General features: G+C 65.3%; 17 protein-coding genes. 11 read left to right on the top strand and 6 right to left on the bottom strand.

Going from position 1 to position 16098, the window contains the following annotated elements; all coding sequences use genetic code 11:
* Nucleotides 1–183: 183 nt before the first annotated feature.
* Nucleotides 184–753, bottom strand: coding sequence for a DUF3016 domain-containing protein (locus ABE493_RS10365; protein WP_346498839.1), 570 nt, complete (start codon nt 751–753; stop codon nt 184–186).
* A gap of 217 nt (nt 754–970) precedes the next feature.
* On the opposite strand from ABE493_RS10365, the gene ABE493_RS10370 reads away from it, so the two are divergent.
* From ABE493_RS10370 to ABE493_RS10390, 5 genes are all read left to right on the top strand, one after another.
* Nucleotides 971–2956, top strand: a complete 1986-nt coding sequence (locus ABE493_RS10370) for an ATP-binding response regulator (RefSeq protein ID WP_430980758.1) — start codon at nt 971–973, stop codon at nt 2954–2956.
* Nucleotides 2957–3008: 52 nt separating this feature from the next.
* Complete coding sequence (locus ABE493_RS10375; RefSeq protein WP_346498841.1) at nt 3009–3314, top strand: DUF3247 family protein; 306 nt, start codon at nt 3009–3011, stop codon at nt 3312–3314.
* A gap of 94 nt (nt 3315–3408) precedes the next feature.
* The gene (locus ABE493_RS10380) at nt 3409–4467 is read left to right on the top strand and encodes a class I SAM-dependent methyltransferase (protein WP_346498842.1); all 1059 of its coding nucleotides are present in this window, start codon (nt 3409–3411) and stop codon (nt 4465–4467) included.
* Entirely contained in the window at nt 4464–5171 is a 708-nt protein-coding gene (locus ABE493_RS10385; protein ID WP_346498843.1) for a pseudouridine synthase, read from the top strand. The genes ABE493_RS10380 and ABE493_RS10385 overlap by 4 nt, the downstream gene beginning before the upstream one ends.
* Nucleotides 5171–5848, top strand: coding sequence for an HAD family hydrolase (locus ABE493_RS10390; protein WP_346498844.1), 678 nt, complete (start codon nt 5171–5173; stop codon nt 5846–5848). The genes ABE493_RS10385 and ABE493_RS10390 overlap by 1 nt, the downstream gene beginning before the upstream one ends.
* A 295-nt stretch (nt 5849–6143) precedes the next feature.
* Here the strand turns inward: ABE493_RS10390 and ABE493_RS10395 are convergent, their stop codons facing one another.
* Nucleotides 6144–6707: a DUF1415 domain-containing protein gene (locus ABE493_RS10395; protein WP_346498845.1), complete on the bottom strand. Its 564-nt coding sequence runs from the start codon at nt 6705–6707 to the stop codon at nt 6144–6146.
* A 221-nt stretch (nt 6708–6928) separates the two neighbouring features.
* On the opposite strand from ABE493_RS10395, the gene ABE493_RS10400 reads away from it, so the two are divergent.
* From ABE493_RS10400 to ABE493_RS10410, 3 genes are all read left to right on the top strand, one after another.
* The gene (locus tag ABE493_RS10400; RefSeq protein ID WP_346498846.1) at nt 6929–8392 is read left to right on the top strand and encodes a benzaldehyde dehydrogenase; all 1464 of its coding nucleotides are present in this window, start codon (nt 6929–6931) and stop codon (nt 8390–8392) included.
* A 13-nt stretch (nt 8393–8405) separates the two neighbouring features.
* Nucleotides 8406–9530 (top strand): NAD(P)-dependent alcohol dehydrogenase, encoded by a 1125-nt coding sequence (locus ABE493_RS10405; protein ID WP_346498847.1) that lies wholly within the window; start codon nt 8406–8408, stop codon nt 9528–9530.
* A gap of 92 nt (nt 9531–9622) precedes the next feature.
* Nucleotides 9623–10723 carry a helix-turn-helix domain-containing protein gene (locus ABE493_RS10410; RefSeq protein WP_346498848.1) on the top strand — a complete coding sequence of 367 codons (1101 nt, stop codon included), beginning with the start codon at nt 9623–9625 and terminating at the stop codon, nt 10721–10723.
* Nucleotides 10724–10747: 24 nt separating this feature from the next.
* Here the strand turns inward: ABE493_RS10410 and ABE493_RS10415 are convergent, their stop codons facing one another.
* Both ABE493_RS10415 and ABE493_RS10420 read right to left on the bottom strand, forming a co-directional pair.
* The gene (locus ABE493_RS10415; protein WP_346498849.1) at nt 10748–11233 is read right to left on the bottom strand and encodes a YajQ family cyclic di-GMP-binding protein; all 486 of its coding nucleotides are present in this window, start codon (nt 11231–11233) and stop codon (nt 10748–10750) included.
* A gap of 169 nt (nt 11234–11402) precedes the next feature.
* Nucleotides 11403–12374: a mitochondrial fission ELM1 family protein gene (locus ABE493_RS10420; protein WP_346498850.1), complete on the bottom strand. Its 972-nt coding sequence runs from the start codon at nt 12372–12374 to the stop codon at nt 11403–11405.
* 130 nt (nt 12375–12504) lie between these two features.
* Here ABE493_RS10420 and ABE493_RS10425 point away from each other — a divergent pair, with 130 nt between their 5' ends.
* Together ABE493_RS10425 and ABE493_RS10430 are read left to right on the top strand one after the other, a co-directional pair.
* Entirely contained in the window at nt 12505–13095 is a 591-nt protein-coding gene (locus tag ABE493_RS10425) for a malonic semialdehyde reductase (RefSeq protein ID WP_346498851.1), read from the top strand.
* A 95-nt stretch (nt 13096–13190) separates the two neighbouring features.
* Complete coding sequence (locus ABE493_RS10430; protein ID WP_346498852.1) at nt 13191–13904, top strand: YceI family protein; 714 nt, start codon at nt 13191–13193, stop codon at nt 13902–13904.
* Between the two features lie 224 nt (nt 13905–14128).
* On the opposite strand, the gene ABE493_RS10435 is transcribed toward ABE493_RS10430, so the two are convergent.
* Nucleotides 14129–14455 (bottom strand): hypothetical protein, encoded by a 327-nt coding sequence (locus ABE493_RS10435; RefSeq protein WP_346498853.1) that lies wholly within the window; start codon nt 14453–14455, stop codon nt 14129–14131.
* A gap of 407 nt (nt 14456–14862) precedes the next feature.
* Nucleotides 14863–15072 carry a hypothetical protein gene (locus tag ABE493_RS10440; protein ID WP_346498854.1) on the bottom strand — a complete coding sequence of 70 codons (210 nt, stop codon included), beginning with the start codon at nt 15070–15072 and terminating at the stop codon, nt 14863–14865.
* Nucleotides 15073–15170: 98 nt separating this feature from the next.
* Between ABE493_RS10440 and ABE493_RS10445 the strand changes: the two genes are divergently transcribed.
* Nucleotides 15171–16073 carry a LysR substrate-binding domain-containing protein gene (locus ABE493_RS10445; protein WP_346498855.1) on the top strand — a complete coding sequence of 301 codons (903 nt, stop codon included), beginning with the start codon at nt 15171–15173 and terminating at the stop codon, nt 16071–16073.
* Nucleotides 16074–16098 lie beyond the last annotated feature (25 nt).

The raw sequence follows: 16098 nt of genomic DNA on the forward strand, positions 1-16098 counted from the left end.
ATGCTCGGCAGAAGCTTTACCAGCAATGCCCAATGCCGAGCATGGCTCGGCACTACAGGTAACGCGCAATGCCGAGCATGGCTCGGCACTACAGGTGACGCATCAATGCCGAGCATGGCTCGGCACTACAGGTGCCGCAAAAAAGGGCCGCGTTGCGGCCCTTTTCATTCCTGCTGCGGCCGGTTACAGCCCGGCGGTGGTGCCGTCGTTGCGCAGCTCGCGGCGCAGCCAATCGTCGAGCATGCGCTTCTCGTAGCGCAGCGGGTCGGTGTTGCTGGGCAGGCTGCTGTTGAGCAGATAGCCGGTATCGGACAGCTTGCGCTCGCCCTGGCTGATGATCTGGCCGTTGGCGTCGGTCAGGGTGAACTGCAGCGAGATTCGCGGCGGGTAGATGTCGCGCATGATGCGCACGTCGTCCAGGCGTGGGCCATGCCACGGCTCGTAGTCACCGGCACGTTTGATGTCGGTGATGGTCACGTCCAGCTTCTGCCCTTCCGGCAGCATTTTGCTGGCCTGCTTGCGCAGGTGTTCGGCCAGGGTTTCCACCCAGTCGCCGCGCTGGGCATCCCAACGGTTGCGGCTGTGGCGCAGTTCGGTGAACTGTGCCGGATCTGTCCATTGCACCTGCACCGGGCCCTCTACGTTCAGCGCACGCGGGGCTTCGGGGTCAGCCACCGTGCGCGATTTGGCGTCGGCGCCGCCAACGGCCAGCAGGCAGGCCAAGGCAAGTCCGGTGATGGTCAGGGTTTTCATGACGTACTCCTGGGGACTTTGATGACTGAAGTGTGCGACTGATAAACAGGGGCTTCAATGCGCCCGAGCCGGTATTCTGCAGTGGATTGCGCGATGGTTCATCATCACGGTCTGTGGATCGGCCCTCGCCCACACTTGTGGCTCACTCCCGCCCCTTCCTGCCGTGCCCCCCTCCCTACAGACAATGCCTGCTCCCAACCTGGAATCCGCCCTGTCAATGATGTCCCTGGACGATGAGGATCTGGAAAACTCCGGTCTTTATCGGGAGGTGTTCAATGCGGTGGGCAGCGGCCTGTGCGTGATCGAGCTGGTGCTGGAAGAGGGTGTCGCGGTGGATTTCATCTACCACAAGGTCAATGCCGGTTTCCAGAAGGTCACCGGCCAGAGCGATGTCGTCGGCCGCCGCGCCAGTGATGTGGTGCCGGCGATGGGCGCGGACTGGTTCGCGGCCTTCGGCCGGGTGCTCAGCGATGGCGGCATCAGCCAGTTCGAGCGCGAGATGTCCGAGCCGGCACGCTGGTATTCGGTTGAGGCGGTGCGCATCGGTGAGCCGGACAAGCACCGGGTGGCGGTGTTTCTTTTTGACATCTCGGCACGCAAGCGTATTGAAACCGAGCTGGCCGAGAGCGAGGCGCGCTTCAGCGCCCTGGCCGACGGCCTGCCGATGCCAGTGTGGGTGGTGGATGACATTGGCCAGCTGCGTTTCGTCAATACCGCGTTTCTTACGTTCTTCGGGCTGCATGCCGATCAGGACCTCGGCCCGGATCCGTGGCGGCGGCTGCTGCATCCGGACGAACAGGCATCGTTCGGATTCCAGTTGCAGGCAGCGTTGAGCGGGCGCACCGAGCTGCACACCAGCACCCGCGTGCGCCGTCACGACGGGCAATGGCGTTGGTTGGAAATGAATGCGGTGCCACGTTTTTCTGCCGATGGGCGCTTCATCGGCCTGGCCGGCAACAGCCCGGATATCACCGAGCGGCGCGAGATTGAAATGGCCCGTGAGGACCTGCTCACCGCCGAACGCGTGGCCCGCAACACCGCCGAGGGCATGGCGCGGATGAAGGATGAATTCCTCGCCACGCTGTCGCACGAGCTGCGTACGCCGTTGACCACGGTGCTGGGTTGGAGCGAGCTGCTGCTGCAGCGCATGGAGCCCGATCACCCGATGCGGCGCGGCATGGAAGTAATCGCCAGCAGTGCGATGACCCAGAAAAACCTGATGTCGGACATGCTCGATCTGAGCAGCATGCTGCTGGGCAAGGTGCAGCTGGAAGTGGAAGTGGTGGATCTGGCCGAGCAGGTGCGCGAAGCAGTGCGCGCGCAGGAGCTGGTTATCGAAGGCAAGGCGCAGACGCTGCAGGTGCTGTTGCCGGAGCTGCCGCAGCCGGTGCTGGGTGATGCCACCCGCCTGCAGCAGATCCTGGGCAATCTGCTGTCCAATGCAATCAAGTTCACTCCGGTGGAAGGGCGGATCGAAATCAGCCTGCTGCATGAAAGCGGCCACCTGGTGGTGCAGATCAAGGACGACGGTGATGGCATCGCAGCGGAATTTCTGGAGCACCTGTTCAGCCGCTTCAGCCAGGCCGACAGCACCACCACCCGTCGCCATGGCGGCTTGGGGCTCGGCCTTGCCATCGTCCAGCAGTTGACCGAGCTGCATGGCGGCACCGTCTCTGCCGTCAGTGCCGGGCCCGGGCAGGGCGCCACGTTCCGCGTGCGGCTGCCGGAGTTCCAGCCGCAGAAGGCGCTGAGCCACCCGCGCCGGCGGGTACAGCGCGGGCGCATCGGCGAACAGGTGCTTGTGCCCCATGCCCTGCAGGGCGTGCGGGTGCTGGCGGTGGAAGACCAGGTCGACATGCTGGGTTACATCCGGCGTCTGCTGGAGGAACAGGGCGCGTCGGTGGTAACCGCCAGCACCGCCGCCGAGGCACTGGAGCTGCTGGACCTGCGCGGGCATACCGCGTTTGACGTATTGATCAGCGATATCGGCATGCCGGGCATGGATGGTTACGGCCTGATCCATACCCTGCGGCAGACCCTGGGCGTCGGCGCTGAAGAGCTGCCGGCGGTGGCGGTGACCGCGCTGGCGCGGGCTGACGACCGCCGCCGCGCGTTCTCCTCCGGCTTCCAGGCGCACGTGGCCAAGCCGTATAGCGTGGCGCAGCTGATTTCGGCCATCCGCGACGCGCGCCTGCCGCGTTGATTTCTTTGCGTGGGTTTCACGCGGAAAAACGGTAATGTGACGGCGTTCACCCATGGACGCTGCCATGCCCTTGTACGCGCCCCATGTTTATTCCGACCCGACGCTGATCGCTTCGCTGGAGGCCTTGCTCGGCCAGTTGCCTGAGCAGGCGCGGGTAATGCTGGTACTCAAGGACGGCAGCCGGGTGGCCGGGACGGTCACCACGCAGCCGGCACTGCAGCATTTTGCCGACCACAACGAGCAGCCCGGGGTGAACGCGACCGTGCGCCTGGAAGACCTGCTGCGGGCCTGCCAGCAGCATGTGATCTGGCTGGACAGCGTGCTGCAGGTACTTCACCTGCCGGCTGCCGAACCCTGATCCAACCCGGTTCGGGCAGGCCATTCAGCTGCGCGCGGCCGGTGGCAGCGGCCGGCCCGGTAGAATGGGCGGCCCTGCTAGACGAATTACCGGCATGCCTGCTCCGCACGACGCTCCGTTGGAAACCCTGTTCCTTCCGTTCACCAAGGCTGGCCTGCGCTGGCCGCAGGGGCCGGTATTGTTCCTGCGCGCGCAGGACGGTTGGCCGCTGCGCGAGCATGCCGACAGTGCCCAGCTGGTCTGCGCGCAGAGCTTCCGCCCGTTTGCCGATGCCCTGCAGCGCAGCGGCTGGGAAGTGCGCGATGAGCAGGCGCTGGAGCAGTCAGACGAGCGCTACGCGCTGGTGCTGGTGCTGCCACCGCGGCAGCGCGACGAAGCCCGTGCGCTGTTTGCGCAGGCGCTGAGCAAGCTGGCCCCGGGCGGCATCATCGTCGCCTGCCAGTCCAACAATGAAGGCGCGCGCTCCGGCGAAGGCGACCTGAAGCAGCTGGCCGGTCTGGGCGGCACGCTGACCAAGAATCACTGCCGCGCCTATTGGTCGGTACCGGCCGAGGGCAAGCATGACGAGGCGCTGCACAAGCGCTGGGCCGCGCTGGATGCGCCGCGCAAGATTGTCGACGGGCGCTTCCTGAGCCGCCCCGGCGTGTTTGCCTGGGACCGCATCGATCCGGCTTCGGCCCTGCTGGTGGAGCAGCTGCCGGCCGATCTGGCTGGCCGTGGCGCCGATCTGGGTGCCGGTTGGGGTTATCTGTCGTCGGAGGTGCTGGCGCGTTGCCCCAAGGTCACCGCGCTGGATCTGTACGAAGCCGAGGCGCGCGCGCTGGCCTTGGCCCGCCACAACCTGGCCGAGACCGGTACCCAGGCGAAGCTGGACTTCCGCTGGCATGACGTCACCACCGGCATTGATGCCCGCTACGATTTCATCGTGTCCAACCCGCCGTTCCACACTCCGGCGCGCGAAGACCGGCCGGACATCGGCCGCCGCTTCATTGCCATGGCCGCGCAGTCGCTGCGTCCGGGCGGGCAGTTGTTCATGGTGGCCAACCGCCACCTGCCGTATGAGCAGATCCTCACCGAGAGCTTCGGCCAGGTGCGTGTGGCTGCCGAGCGCGATGGCTTCAAGGTCATCGTCGGCACCCGGGGCCGTGCATGAAGCTGGTCAAGCACATCGCCAACCTGGGCTACGGTAGCCGCAAGCAGGTGCAGCAGCTGTTCCGCGAAGGCCGCGTCACGGATGCTGCGGGCGAGGTGCTGTATGCCGATGACAAGGTCGAGCACGACAACATCCGCATCGATGACGAGGTGCTGGACCCGCCGCCGGGTCTGATCCTGATGCTGCACAAGCCAGCCGGCTACACCTGTTCCACCAAGGACCATGGCCGCTTGATCTATGAGCTGCTGCCGGATCGCTTCCGCGACCGCGACCCGGTGCTGTCCAGCGTTGGTCGGCTCGATCGCGATACCTCGGGCATGTTGCTGATGACCGATGACGGCCAGCTGCTGCACCGCATCGTGTCGCCCAAGTCGAAGCTGGACAAGGTTTACGAAGCGCAGCTGGCGGAAGATCTAAGCGGCCGCGAAGCGGTGCAGTTCGCCAGTGGCACGCTGTTGCTGGAATCGGACGACAAGCCCTTGTTGCCGGCCGAACTTGAGGTGCTTGGCCCGCGCGCGGCGCGGCTGACCCTGCATGAAGGGCGTTATCACCAGGTGCGGCGCATGTTCGCTGCGGTGGGCAACCACGTGCAGGCACTGCACCGCTCGCGTATTGGCGGCCTGGGTCTGGATGACCTGGGCGAAGGCCAATGGCGGCAGTTGGATGCCGCTGATCTGACCGTACTGTTTGGAGAACAGGCCTGATGGAGTTGCTGGCCCGCCCGCAGGCGGTGGTGTTCGACATGGACGGCCTGATGCTGGACAGCGAGCGCGCGCTGATGGGCTGCCTGGAGCAGGTTGGGCAGGCGCAGGGCCATGTGCTGCCGCGCAGCCTGTTGTTGTCGTTGATTGGTTCCTCCGATGCCACCACCCGGCAGAAGCTTGCCGATGTGCTGGGGCTGAAGCGCACCGATGCGCTGCTGGCCGATTCCTACGCGCGTTATGCCGGCATCGTCGATGCCGGGGTGCCGCTGCGGCCGGGCATCATCGAGTTGCTGGAGTTGTTGCGCGAGCACGACATCCCGCGTGCGGTCGCCACCGCCACGCGTTCACCGCTGGCGCAGCGCAAGCTGGCGGCGGCGGGTCTGCTGCCGTACTTCCAGTTTGTTGCCACCAGCAGCGATGTAGCCCATTCCAAGCCGGCGCCGGACATCTACCTGCATGCCGCGCACGGGCTTGGCATCGCACCGGCGCATTGTCTGGCGTTGGAAGACTCACCCACCGGCGTGCGCGCGGCACTGGCCGCCGGCATGACCACGATCCAGATTCCCGACCTGCTGGAACCGGACGAAGAAGTGCGTGGCTACGGTCACCACATCACCGCCTCGCTGCATGACGTGCGCGAAATGCTGCAGCAATGGTTACCGGTAGGCGCAGCGTAGGCTTCACCTGTAGTGCCGAGCCATGCTCGGCAGAGGCCGTGCCAGCAATGCCAATGTAGTGCCGAGCCATGCTCGGCATGAGGTATTACCAGCAATGCCAATGTAGTGCCGAGCCATGCTCGGCAGAGGCCTTACCAGCAAAGCCAATGTAGTGCCGAGCCATGCTCGGCATGAGGCATTACCGGTAACGCTTCTGCCGAGCATGGCTCGGCACTACAGGTGCGGCCGGGCCGAGCATGGCTCCGCACTACAGGTGCAGCCGGGCCGAGCATGGCTCGGCACTACCGGTCATCTCTCAGGTATTGCCTTCACCACCGCCGAGCACGCGGTGCCAGCCTTCCACGCCGAGCTGGTCCAGCGTGGCGATATTGCGTTCGACAATCACGTCCGGGTCCGGGAACGCGGCTACTGCGCGCTCCACGCTGTCTTCGCGCAGCAGGTGCAGGGTGGGGTAGGGCGAGCGGTTGGTGTAATTGCTCACGTCGTCAACGGCCGCGCCGGCGAACTGGTACTGCGGGTGGAAGCTGGCCACCTGCAGGATGCCCTGCAGATCCAGCGCTTCCACCGCGGCATCGGCGTTTTCGAGGAAATCGTTGTAGTCCAGGAAATCCTCCAGCACCTGCGGGTGGATGATCAGCGTGGTGTCGATCTGCTCGGCGGGGGTGTCGCGCAACAGCAGCAGCTCTTCCGCCAACTGCTCCAGCAGCGCCTCCGGCGTGCTGGCATCGCTGAGCACGAAACGCACCTGCTGCTTGACGTAGACCGCCTTCGCAAACGGGCACAGGTTCAATCCGATCACCGCCTTTTCCACCCAGTTGCGGGTGACGGCGATGGGATCGGTGGCGGTGTGTTCGTTCATGGCTGGCGCTCGCGCTGGCAGGGCAGGCGATTGTAGTGGGCAACCGGGCCTGCTGCCGCGGGACTGTCATCGCGCGGGTGTTCACTGTCCACAAACTGGACACAGCGCATTGTTGAAAACCCCATGGTTTCAGCGGCTTGTGCTGATCTCGCCGATGGCTAATAGGCAGCTGCCGGGTGCAGGTATTCAATGTCGGCACCGACCACGCAAGGAGTACGGCAATGGCAAAAGAGGCGTTTCTTCCCCCGGAGTTGTGGGTGGGCAAGCAATTTGATGGTCAATGGCAGCGCGGCAGCACGCTGCAGGATGTGATCGAGCCGGCCACCGGCAAGACCCTGGGCAACATCGGGCTGGCGGACCCGGCGCAGATCGCACGCTCGGCCGCCGCCGCGGCAGCAGCGCAGCGCGACTGGGCCAACGCGCCCTATGAAACCCGCGCGCAGGTGCTGCGCCGCGCCGCGCAGCTGGCCGATGAATACGCAGCCGACATCATCGAATGGATCGTGCGCGAGTCCGGCTCTACCCGGCTCAAGGCCGGCTTCGAGAACAAGGTGAGCACCAAGGCCCTGCACGAGGCCGCAGCGCTGCCCTCGCGCAGCGTGGGCGAGCTGCTGCCGTCGGTGCCGGGGCGGCTCAATCTTGCACGCCGCCGCCCGCTGGGCGTGGTGGGGGTGATTTCGCCGTTCAACTTCCCCTTGTATCTGGCGATGCGCGCGGTTGCGCCGGCGTTGGCGCTGGGCAATGCGGTGGTGCTCAAACCCGACCCGCGCACGGCGGTATGCGGTGGCTTCGTCATTGCCCGCCTGTTCGAGCTGGCGGGGTTGCCGGCCGGGGTGCTGCATGTGCTGCCGGGTGATGGCGCTGCCGGTGCGGCGCTGACCAGCGACCCCAACATCGCCATGATCCAGTTCACCGGTTCCACCGCTGCCGGGCGCAAGGTTGGCGAGGCCGCAGGCCGGCATCTGAAGAAGGTGTCGCTGGAGCTGGGCGGCAAGAACGCACTGATCGTGCTCGACGATGCCGACATCGACCTGGCCATCGCCAACACCACCTGGGGCGTCTACCTGCACCAAGGACAGATCTGCATGGCGACCGGCCGCGTGCTGGTCCAGCGCGGCATCTATGACCGCTTCCTGGAGAAGCTCATCGCCAAGGCGCAATCGCTTACTGTCGGTGACCCGGCCGTTGCCGATGTCGCCTTGGGCCCGTTGATCAACGCCCAGCAGCGTGACCATGCCGCGCGCGTGGTCGCCGAGGCCGCGGCTGCCGGCGCAACGCTGGAAACCGGCGGCACCTATCAGGATCTGTTCTTCGAGCCGACCGTGCTCAGCGATGTGAGCCCGAGCAACCCGGCCTTCCATGAGGAGATCTTCGCGCCGGTGGCGGTAGTGGTGCCGTTCGACAGCGATGCGGACGCCGCCGCGCTGGCCAACGACAGCGAGTACGGCCTGTCGATGGCCATCGTCTCCAGCAACGTCGGCCGTGCCTTGAAACTGGGCGAACAGCTGCGTACCGGCATCCTGCACATCAACGACCAGACCGTGAACGACGAGGTCATCAATCCCTTTGGCGGCGTCGGTGCCTCGGGCAATGGCAGCAGTATTGGTGGCCCGGCCAACATCGAGGAATTCACCCAATGGCAATGGCTGACCATCAAGGGCGAAGCCCCCGCCTATCCGCTGTGAACAGGAGAAACCCATGAGTGCATCTGCAGAACTGCGTGACATCACCGTGGCGGTGGTGCGTGAGAAGGAGAAGCCTTTCAGCATCGAACAGGCGCGCATCCGCGGGCCCAAGGATGACGAGGTGCTGGTGCGGGTGGTCGCCACCGGGCTATGCCATACCGATCTGATCGTGCGTGACCAGTATTACCCGGTGCCGTTGCCGGCGGTGCTCGGCCATGAGGGTGCCGGTGTGATCGAGGCGGTAGGCCCTGCGGTCAAGGACCTGCGGGTGGGCGACCATGTGGTGCTCACCTACGGTGCCTGCGGTCACTGCAATCCCTGTAGTGGCGGCCACGGTGCGTACTGCAAGGACTTCTATGGGCTGAACTTCGGTGGCGGTGAGCTGGACGGCAGTACCGCCATCCAGGACCCGCACGGCCAGCCGCTGCATGATCATTTCTTCGCCCAGTCCTCGTTTGCCACCTATGCGTTGAGCCGCGAGAACAATGCGATCAAGGTGCCCAAGGATGCGCCGATCGAACTGCTCGGGCCGCTGGGCTGCGGCATCCAGACCGGCGCCGGTGCGGTGATCAATTCGCTCAAGGTCGGCGTTGGCAGCAGCTTTGCGTCCTATGGCGCAGGTGCGGTGGGCCTGAGCGCGGTGATGGCCGCGCGCGTGGCCGGTGCCACCACCATCATCGCCATCGACGTGGTGCCGTCGCGCCTGGCGCTGGCCACCGAACTGGGCGCCACCCATGTGATCAACAGCCGCGAGGTGGATGTGATCGAAGCGGTGCGCGGGATCACCGGTGGCGGCGTCGAGTACGCGTTGGAGTCCACCGGGCGTCCGGAAGTGCTGGAACAGGGCATCGCCGCGCTGGCCGGGCTGGGTGTGATCGGCGTGGTAGGCGCGCCCAAGCTCGGCACCAAGGCCGAGTTCGACATCAACGACCTGCTGCTGGGCGGGCGCAGCATCCGCGGCATCGTCGAAGGTGACAGCGTGCCGAAGGTGTTCATCCCGCAGCTGGTACAGCTGTACCAGCAAGGCCGCTTTCCGTTCGACAAACTGGTCAAGTTCTATCCATTGGAGCAGATCAACCAGGCCGCCGAAGACAGCACCAAGGGCATCACCTTGAAGCCGATTCTCAAGATCGGCTGATGGAACAAACCATCGCGGGTCATGCCGGCCCGCGATGGTGAACCAGTCAGCGGGCGCGGTGTAGGCTGGGGCCAGTTGTCTGGAGGATTCCCATGGCCACCACGCTCGTGCAACAGCAGCAACGTCTGGCTGCCGCGCGGCACCGTTTTGCCGAAGGCGGGCGCCTGCCCGCGCAGTTGCTGGCACCGGCGCTGCTGCGCTCCTGGGAACGGTCGCGGCAGGCTGGCGTCCGCCCGCAGCATGCGCCGCAATACGCACCGCTGGGGCAACGGCGGCTGCGCCTGGACGATCCATCCGACCGCCTGTTGGCGCGTTGCGTGCGGCAGGACATGGACGATCTATGGGCGGCCTTTGGCGGCCGCCGCTGGACCTTGCTGTGCGTCAACCGCGAGGGCCTGATCATCGCCCAGCGCGAACATGGTCTTGCCGATGAAGCGATCCTGCGGCCTATCCAGATCGGGCGGCGGGTACGCGAGATCGAGATCGGCACCACCGCGCCGTCCTGTGCGCTGGCCGAGGACGCCGCGGTACTGGTGCGTGGCAACGAGCACTACCTGGATGAGTTTTCCCGCGTCTATTGCCTGAGCGTGCCGTTGCGCGGGGTGGACGGTGAAGTGCTGGGCGCGCTGGACATCACCGGCATCGGCGAACGTGACAGCGAGTTGCTGCGCGGGTATTTCCGGCAGGCGGCGCTGTCCATCGAAAATCAGTTGATCCAGCAGCAGCGCAACTGCCACTTGCTGGCGCTGCAACATGACGCGCGCTGGTTGGGGACGCCATTGCAGGGTGTGCTGGCGGTGCGCGAAGACGGCCAGCTGCATGCAGCCAACAGCGTGGCGCGGCGCATCCTCGGCCTGCCGCGCAGTGGCGCGTTGCCGTTGACCAGCCTGGACAGCCTGTTTGCCGATGCCAGCGTGCACCAGCGCCGCCGCCTGCTGCAGGCCGGTCCGGTGCATCGGGTGCAGCTGCACGCCGATAGTGCCTTGCAGCTGCAATACCTGCGCGGGCCGGTGCGCGCACGTGCCAGTACCGCCAAGCCGGCGGTGATCAAGGAGACGGGTTCATTGCGGGCGCAGGGCACGCAGGTGGTACGCCAGGCGGTTGCGGCGCATGCTGGCAACCTCAGCGCGGCGGCGCGGCAACTGGGCATCTCGCGCACCACGCTGTACCGCAAACTGCAGCAGGCCGGTTGAGCCTGCTGCAGCAGCGGGGCTGCATCAATCGCGGAAGTTGTCGAACTGCAGCGGCTGTTCGAAGTCATCCTTCTTCAGCAGCGCCATCACTTCCTGCAGGTCATCACGCTTCTTGCCGTTGACGCGCAGCTTGTCGCCGTTGATCTGGGTGTCGACCTTGATCTTGGATTCCTTGATCTTGGCGGCGATCTGCTTGGCCAGCTTCTGCTCGATGCCTTGCTTGACCGTCACCTGCTGGCGCGCGCCACCCAGGTTGGTTTCGATGTCGCCAAATTCCATGCAGCGGAAATCGATGCTGCGTGCAGCCAGGCGCTGCTTGAGGATGTCGGCCATCTGCTTGAGCTGGAAATCGGTGGGCGCGATGAGCTTGATCAGCTTCTCGCCGTCCTGCTCGAAACTGGCAGCCACACCCTTGAAATCGAAGCGCGTGGACAGCTCGCGGTTGGCCTGGTCGATGGCGTTGGTCAGCTCGTGCTTGTCAACTTCGGATACGACGTCAAAGGAAGGCATGGGCCTGCTCCAATCAGAAAACAGCGGCCATTCTAGGCGATTGGCGGCAAGGGCATGCTGCAGGCGGCTACGGTGCTGAAGCCAGGGGCCGCTGTTGTCTTTGCGTCGCGGATTCCAGATGGGAGACGCGGCTGGAAGGGGCAGGCGCCGCTGCGATCCGCGCGCCCGCTCACATGCCCAGGCGCAGTTTCACTTCGGCGGCGATCCGGGTGGTTTCGCGCAGGGGCGCAACCGCCAGACTCAGATCAGCATCAAATGCCGCCAGCCCATCCAGCAACCTCCCGCGCTCACGCAGGGCGCGCTGGAAGTGCGCCATGCGCTCCTGCGCACGCTCGCCCAGCAGCACGCTGACCGGCACGCGGGTGGCGCAGGCCTCCGACAACAGGTTGACCGAGTCCGGCGTGCAGACAATACGATCGGCCCAGCCCAGCAGCCCTGCATAGGGATTGGAGCCGTCGCCGCCGTCGGCCCAGATCACCCCGGGCACGTCGTCGAAGGCACGCAGCAGGGCGGCCGTCGCCGCGCGCGGAGTGCGCCGCGAGGTGGTGGCCAGCACGCTGCCGCCTTCGGCACGGATGCGCGCGGCCAGCTGCTGGAACAGGGGTTGGATCTCGCTGTCCTGCCACGGCGCGTGATCGGTGGGGCCGCCGACCAGCAGCGCGGTGCGTGGCCCGGGCAGCTGTTCGAAGCTGGAGAACGCGGCGCGGCCCCAGGCCAGCCAGTCATCGCTGACCGGGTTGAGGCTGCCCAGCAGGGTGAGCACATTGCCTGCGCGCAGGCGATCGTGTTCGGGGACGACCAGCAGGTCCCAGTGGCGCGGTGCGATGCGCGGGTCGAGGATCTGCACGGTGCGGGTGGCGCGTTGGCCCAGCACCCGCAGTGCGCCTGCGGCCTGCCGGCCACAGCCGATCGCCAGTTCCGGCGGGTTGCCGGCCAACTGGGCGAACTGTGGGCCAAAGCCCCGCGCTGCGCCCGGCAACAAGCGCGGCGCCAGCCAGCGCCACGGCGCCTGCGGCCGCAGCTGCAGGCGCTGCTGGCCGCCCAGGCCCAGCGCAGACGCCAGCGCCACGGCCTGGCGCACGTTGCCGGCGCGGCCGTCGGTGATCGTCCAGGGGAGCGTCGATCGTTTCGCGTATGGCATTAATTCGTTTCAATAAGGCTGGGTGTTGCAACAGCCAGAGGGCTCTACACTGAGCCCTCTGATCGGGGGTCATTGTCCGGGGCTTTCCGGGGCAATGTCACGACCGTAGCCAATTCATCACGGAGTTTCCATGTCCGACATCTTCAACGATGCCGCGCTTGACCAGCTGTTCCGCACTGCCCGTACCCAGAATGCGTTCCAGGACCGTCCGGTCGAGGACAGCCAGCTGCGTGCCCTGTACGACCTGTTGAAGTGGGCGCCCACGTCCGCCAACACCAGTCCGGCGCGCTTCGTGTTCGTCAAATCGGCAGAGGCCAAGCAGAAGCTGGCGCCGGCGCTGTCCGAGGGCAACCTGGCCAAGACCATGGCGGCACCGGTCACCGCGATCATTGGGTTTGATCTGGATTTCCACGAAAAGCTGCCTTACCTGTTCCCGCACGCCGACGCCAAGGCCTGGTTTGACGGCCCGCGCGAAGGCCGCCACGAGGCCGCGTTCCGCAACAGCAGCCTGCAGGGCGCCTATCTGATCCTGGCCGCACGTGCGCTGGGACTGGATGCCGGCCCGATGTCGGGCTTCGACCCGGCCAAGGTGGATGAAGCGTTTTTTGCCGGCACCGCCATCAAGTCCAATTTCCTCGTCAATCTGGGCTATGGCGACTCGTCCGGCATCTTCCCGCGGCTGCCGCGGCTGTCCTTCGATGAAGCCGCGCGTATTGCCTGAGTACCAAAGCGTTCCACGCGGCGTCCGTCACATCGGCTGACGCCGTGCTTGTTGAAACTGATTGCATTCCGTCTATCACCTCCAAGGAGAGACCCATGTCCACCCTGTCCAAGCTGCTGCTCCCGCTGGCCCTTGCCGCTGCCATCACCGCCTGCTCCAAGCCGGCCGACACCGCTGCCCCGGCTGCCGCCCCGGCCGAAACCGCCGCTGCTCCGGCCGATGCCGCTGCTGCTGCCGCGCCGGCTGCCCCGGAAGCCGCTGCAATCCAGATCGCGGCCGGTACCTACAAGCTCGACCCGAGCCACACCGACGTGCTGGTGCAGTGGAACCACATGGGTTTCTCCAACCCGACCGCGCACTTCGGCAATGCTGACGGCACCCTGGTGTACGACGCGGCCGATGTCGGCAAGTCCAGCGTGGAAGTGACCCTGCCGCTGTCGGGCCTGAACAGCTTCACCGCCAAGTTCGACGAGCACCTGCGCAGCGCCGATTTCTTCGACGCCGCCAAGTTCCCCACCGCCACCTTCAAGAGCACCAAGGTGGAAGCCGCCGGTACCAACAAGCTGAGCGTGACCGGTGACCTGACCGTCAAGGGCGTGACCAAGCCGGTGGTGCTGGACGTGACCGTCAACGGCGCCGGCGAGCACCCGATGATGAAGGTGCCGTCGGTGGGCTTTGATGCCACCACCACCATCAAGCGCAGCGACTTCGGCATCGGCGCCTATGCCCCGGCCGTGAGCGACGACGTCAAGATCCGCATCACCACCGAAGCCTCGATCCCGAAGGCCGAGGAAGCTGCCGCCAAGTAATCGCAGCCGCGGTTTCTTCGTAGCAGGCAACAAGCACAAAGGCCCGCCATTGGCGGGCCTTTGTCGTTCCGGTGTTCCGGCTCTTTGTGGCTCTTTGTGGGAGCGGCGTAAGCCGCGAAGCTGGCACATCATCAACTCGCACAGATGCCAATGCTTTCAGCTGCCTCAGCTTCGCGGCTTACGCCGCTCCTACAGCAACCTCAGCTTCGCGGCTTACGCCGCTCCTACAAAAACGAGCGCGCAGGCATCCCGGCAAGCCGCACATGCCCGCTCAGCTGCCGCAGATAGCCGCCGGCAAAGCACAGCAGCGCAGCACCAACCGGCTTCAGCACGTGCCTGCCCCAACGCTGATGGCCATGCCGCGCGTATGGCAGCAGCACATCCGAAAAGATCACCATCAGTTGCGCGGAAAAAAGCGCGAGCAGCACTTCCAGCCCCAAGGCATCCAGCACAGGAACCAGCGTAGCCAGCTCGGGGTTGGAGACAATGCACAGAATCACGACGGTGGTAAGCAAGGCCGCCGCGCGGCCGCGCCAGTTGCGGGTTTTCATGCGGGCATCATAAGCGCCGTTTGAACACAGTGCGTTTCAATGCAGAGCGGTAGCCCGGGTAAGCGCAGCGCACTCGGGGAACGATGCTCGGCAGGATTGCGGCTGTGCTGAAAAAGCCCCCAATGAGCTGCGCCTCCCAGGCTTACGACATCCAGCGTTCTGGTGAAATGGCCTGATGGTTCTTGTGGGAGCGGCGTAAGCCGCGAAGCAGATACATCGTCAGCTGGCACGGGTTCCAATGGCTCCCGCAACATTAGCTTCGCGGTTTACACCGCTCCCACAAGGGCAGTAGCCCGGGTAAGTGCAGCGCACCCGGGGAACTCTGATCGGTGAGTAGTGTGGCTCTGCGAGAAATGCCCCGGGTGCGCTGTGCTTACCCGGGCTACCAAAGCGGGGCCATTGCCGGTTCACCGATTCGAGCAGGCATCGATTGCTCGGGGCAACTTCCGCGTCGGTTCGTCAGCTTGCCTGCGCTCACGCCCATCACGCAGTGGCTTGCCCGCAGTAGCGGTGTCCTCGCGGGCGGGGGGCGCGGCAGCGTCTCCGGCCAACTCCCTGGCCAGCGCCACATTGGTGATGTGGCCATGCATGAACAACAGATCGGTATAGATGTTCATTTTCCTGCTCCGTCTTGAGAGAGGTTGAGGTTAGTTCCGCGCTATAGTCCGTAAAAGCGAGCATTCCTCAAGCAAGGGTTGAGAATTACTAAAGGCATATGAGCGGGCCACCACTCCAGTTCCTGCGCGGCTTCGTGCTTGCCGCGCGCATGGGCAACATGTCGCGTGCCGCCGAGGCGATGAATGTCACCGTCAGCGCGCTCAGCCATCAGATGCGGCAGCTGGAACAGCGGCTTGGCTACCCGCTGCTGCTGCGGCAGGCGCGTGGCGTCGAAGTCACGCCGGAAGGGCGGCGCCTGCTCGATCAGGTCGGGCCGCACCTGGATGCCATCAACGAGGCCTTCCGCCCCTTCCAGGCGCGGCGCGATTGCGTGTTGTCGATCAGTGCGGTGCCGACCATGGCCTCGGCATGGCTGGTGCCGCGACTGGGTCGCTTCGTGGCGGCGCATCCACAGATTGAGATCAATCTGCAATCCAACCAGTTGTTGATCGATTTCGAACGGCAGCTGCAGTTTGATGGGGCGATGCGTATCGGCGATGGTCGCTGGCCGGGAGTGATCGCAGAACCCTTGATCGATGAGTGGCTGGTACCGATGGCCAGCCCGGCACTGGTGGAGCGCATGGGCGGCATCGGTGCGAAGCCGCTGGCGGACTGGCCGCTGCTGGGTGACCCGGATGGCGAATGGGACCGCTGGTTCGCATTGACCGGGGCAAACGCGCCCAAGCGCTATGTCGCGATCTTCGATGATTCCGAATCGCACCATCGTGCGGCCTTGGAAGGCGTGGGCGTGGCACTCGGGCGGGTGACGCGTGCACAACTGCTGCTGCAGTCAGGCCAGTTGCGGTTGCTGTCCGATCACCGTCTGAAGACGGCGTGGTCGCACTGGCTTGTCTATCCCGAACGATCGAAGAGCCATGGTGGCTTTCAGGCATTCCGGCAATGGCTGCATGCGGAAGCCGCCGAGTATCGAGTCCTGATGGGTGAACAACACCAACAGTGAGCCGCGCGTCGGAGCCTGCAATCGC

Origin of the sequence: Stenotrophomonas terrae (assembly GCF_039674165.1) — a bacterium.
In the GTDB taxonomy this organism is placed as follows: domain Bacteria; phylum Pseudomonadota; class Gammaproteobacteria; order Xanthomonadales; family Xanthomonadaceae; genus Stenotrophomonas; species Stenotrophomonas terrae_A.

Excerpts from the sequence above, each read along its gene's own strand:
- ABE493_RS10365 (WP_346498839.1), bottom strand. The coding sequence starts at position 753 with ATGAAAACCCTGACCATCACCGGACTTGCCTTGGCCTGCCTGCTGGCC.
- ABE493_RS10370 (WP_430980758.1), top strand. The coding sequence starts at position 971 with ATGATGTCCCTGGACGATGAGGATCTGGAAAACTCCGGTCTTTATCGG.
- ABE493_RS10375 (WP_346498841.1), top strand. The coding sequence starts at position 3,009 with ATGGACGCTGCCATGCCCTTGTACGCGCCCCATGTTTATTCCGACCCG.
- ABE493_RS10380 (WP_346498842.1), top strand. The coding sequence starts at position 3,409 with ATGCCTGCTCCGCACGACGCTCCGTTGGAAACCCTGTTCCTTCCGTTC.
- ABE493_RS10385 (WP_346498843.1), top strand. The coding sequence starts at position 4,464 with ATGAAGCTGGTCAAGCACATCGCCAACCTGGGCTACGGTAGCCGCAAG.
- ABE493_RS10390 (WP_346498844.1), top strand. The coding sequence starts at position 5,171 with ATGGAGTTGCTGGCCCGCCCGCAGGCGGTGGTGTTCGACATGGACGGC.
- ABE493_RS10395 (WP_346498845.1), bottom strand. The coding sequence starts at position 6,707 with ATGAACGAACACACCGCCACCGATCCCATCGCCGTCACCCGCAACTGG.
- ABE493_RS10400 (WP_346498846.1), top strand. The coding sequence starts at position 6,929 with ATGGCAAAAGAGGCGTTTCTTCCCCCGGAGTTGTGGGTGGGCAAGCAA.
- ABE493_RS10405 (WP_346498847.1), top strand. The coding sequence starts at position 8,406 with ATGAGTGCATCTGCAGAACTGCGTGACATCACCGTGGCGGTGGTGCGT.
- ABE493_RS10410 (WP_346498848.1), top strand. The coding sequence starts at position 9,623 with ATGGCCACCACGCTCGTGCAACAGCAGCAACGTCTGGCTGCCGCGCGG.
- ABE493_RS10415 (WP_346498849.1), bottom strand. The coding sequence starts at position 11,233 with ATGCCTTCCTTTGACGTCGTATCCGAAGTTGACAAGCACGAGCTGACC.
- ABE493_RS10420 (WP_346498850.1), bottom strand. The coding sequence starts at position 12,374 with ATGCCATACGCGAAACGATCGACGCTCCCCTGGACGATCACCGACGGC.
- ABE493_RS10425 (WP_346498851.1), top strand. The coding sequence starts at position 12,505 with ATGTCCGACATCTTCAACGATGCCGCGCTTGACCAGCTGTTCCGCACT.
- ABE493_RS10430 (WP_346498852.1), top strand. The coding sequence starts at position 13,191 with ATGTCCACCCTGTCCAAGCTGCTGCTCCCGCTGGCCCTTGCCGCTGCC.
- ABE493_RS10435 (WP_346498853.1), bottom strand. The coding sequence starts at position 14,455 with ATGAAAACCCGCAACTGGCGCGGCCGCGCGGCGGCCTTGCTTACCACC.
- ABE493_RS10440 (WP_346498854.1), bottom strand. The coding sequence starts at position 15,072 with ATGAACATCTATACCGATCTGTTGTTCATGCATGGCCACATCACCAAT.
- ABE493_RS10445 (WP_346498855.1), top strand. The coding sequence starts at position 15,171 with ATGAGCGGGCCACCACTCCAGTTCCTGCGCGGCTTCGTGCTTGCCGCG.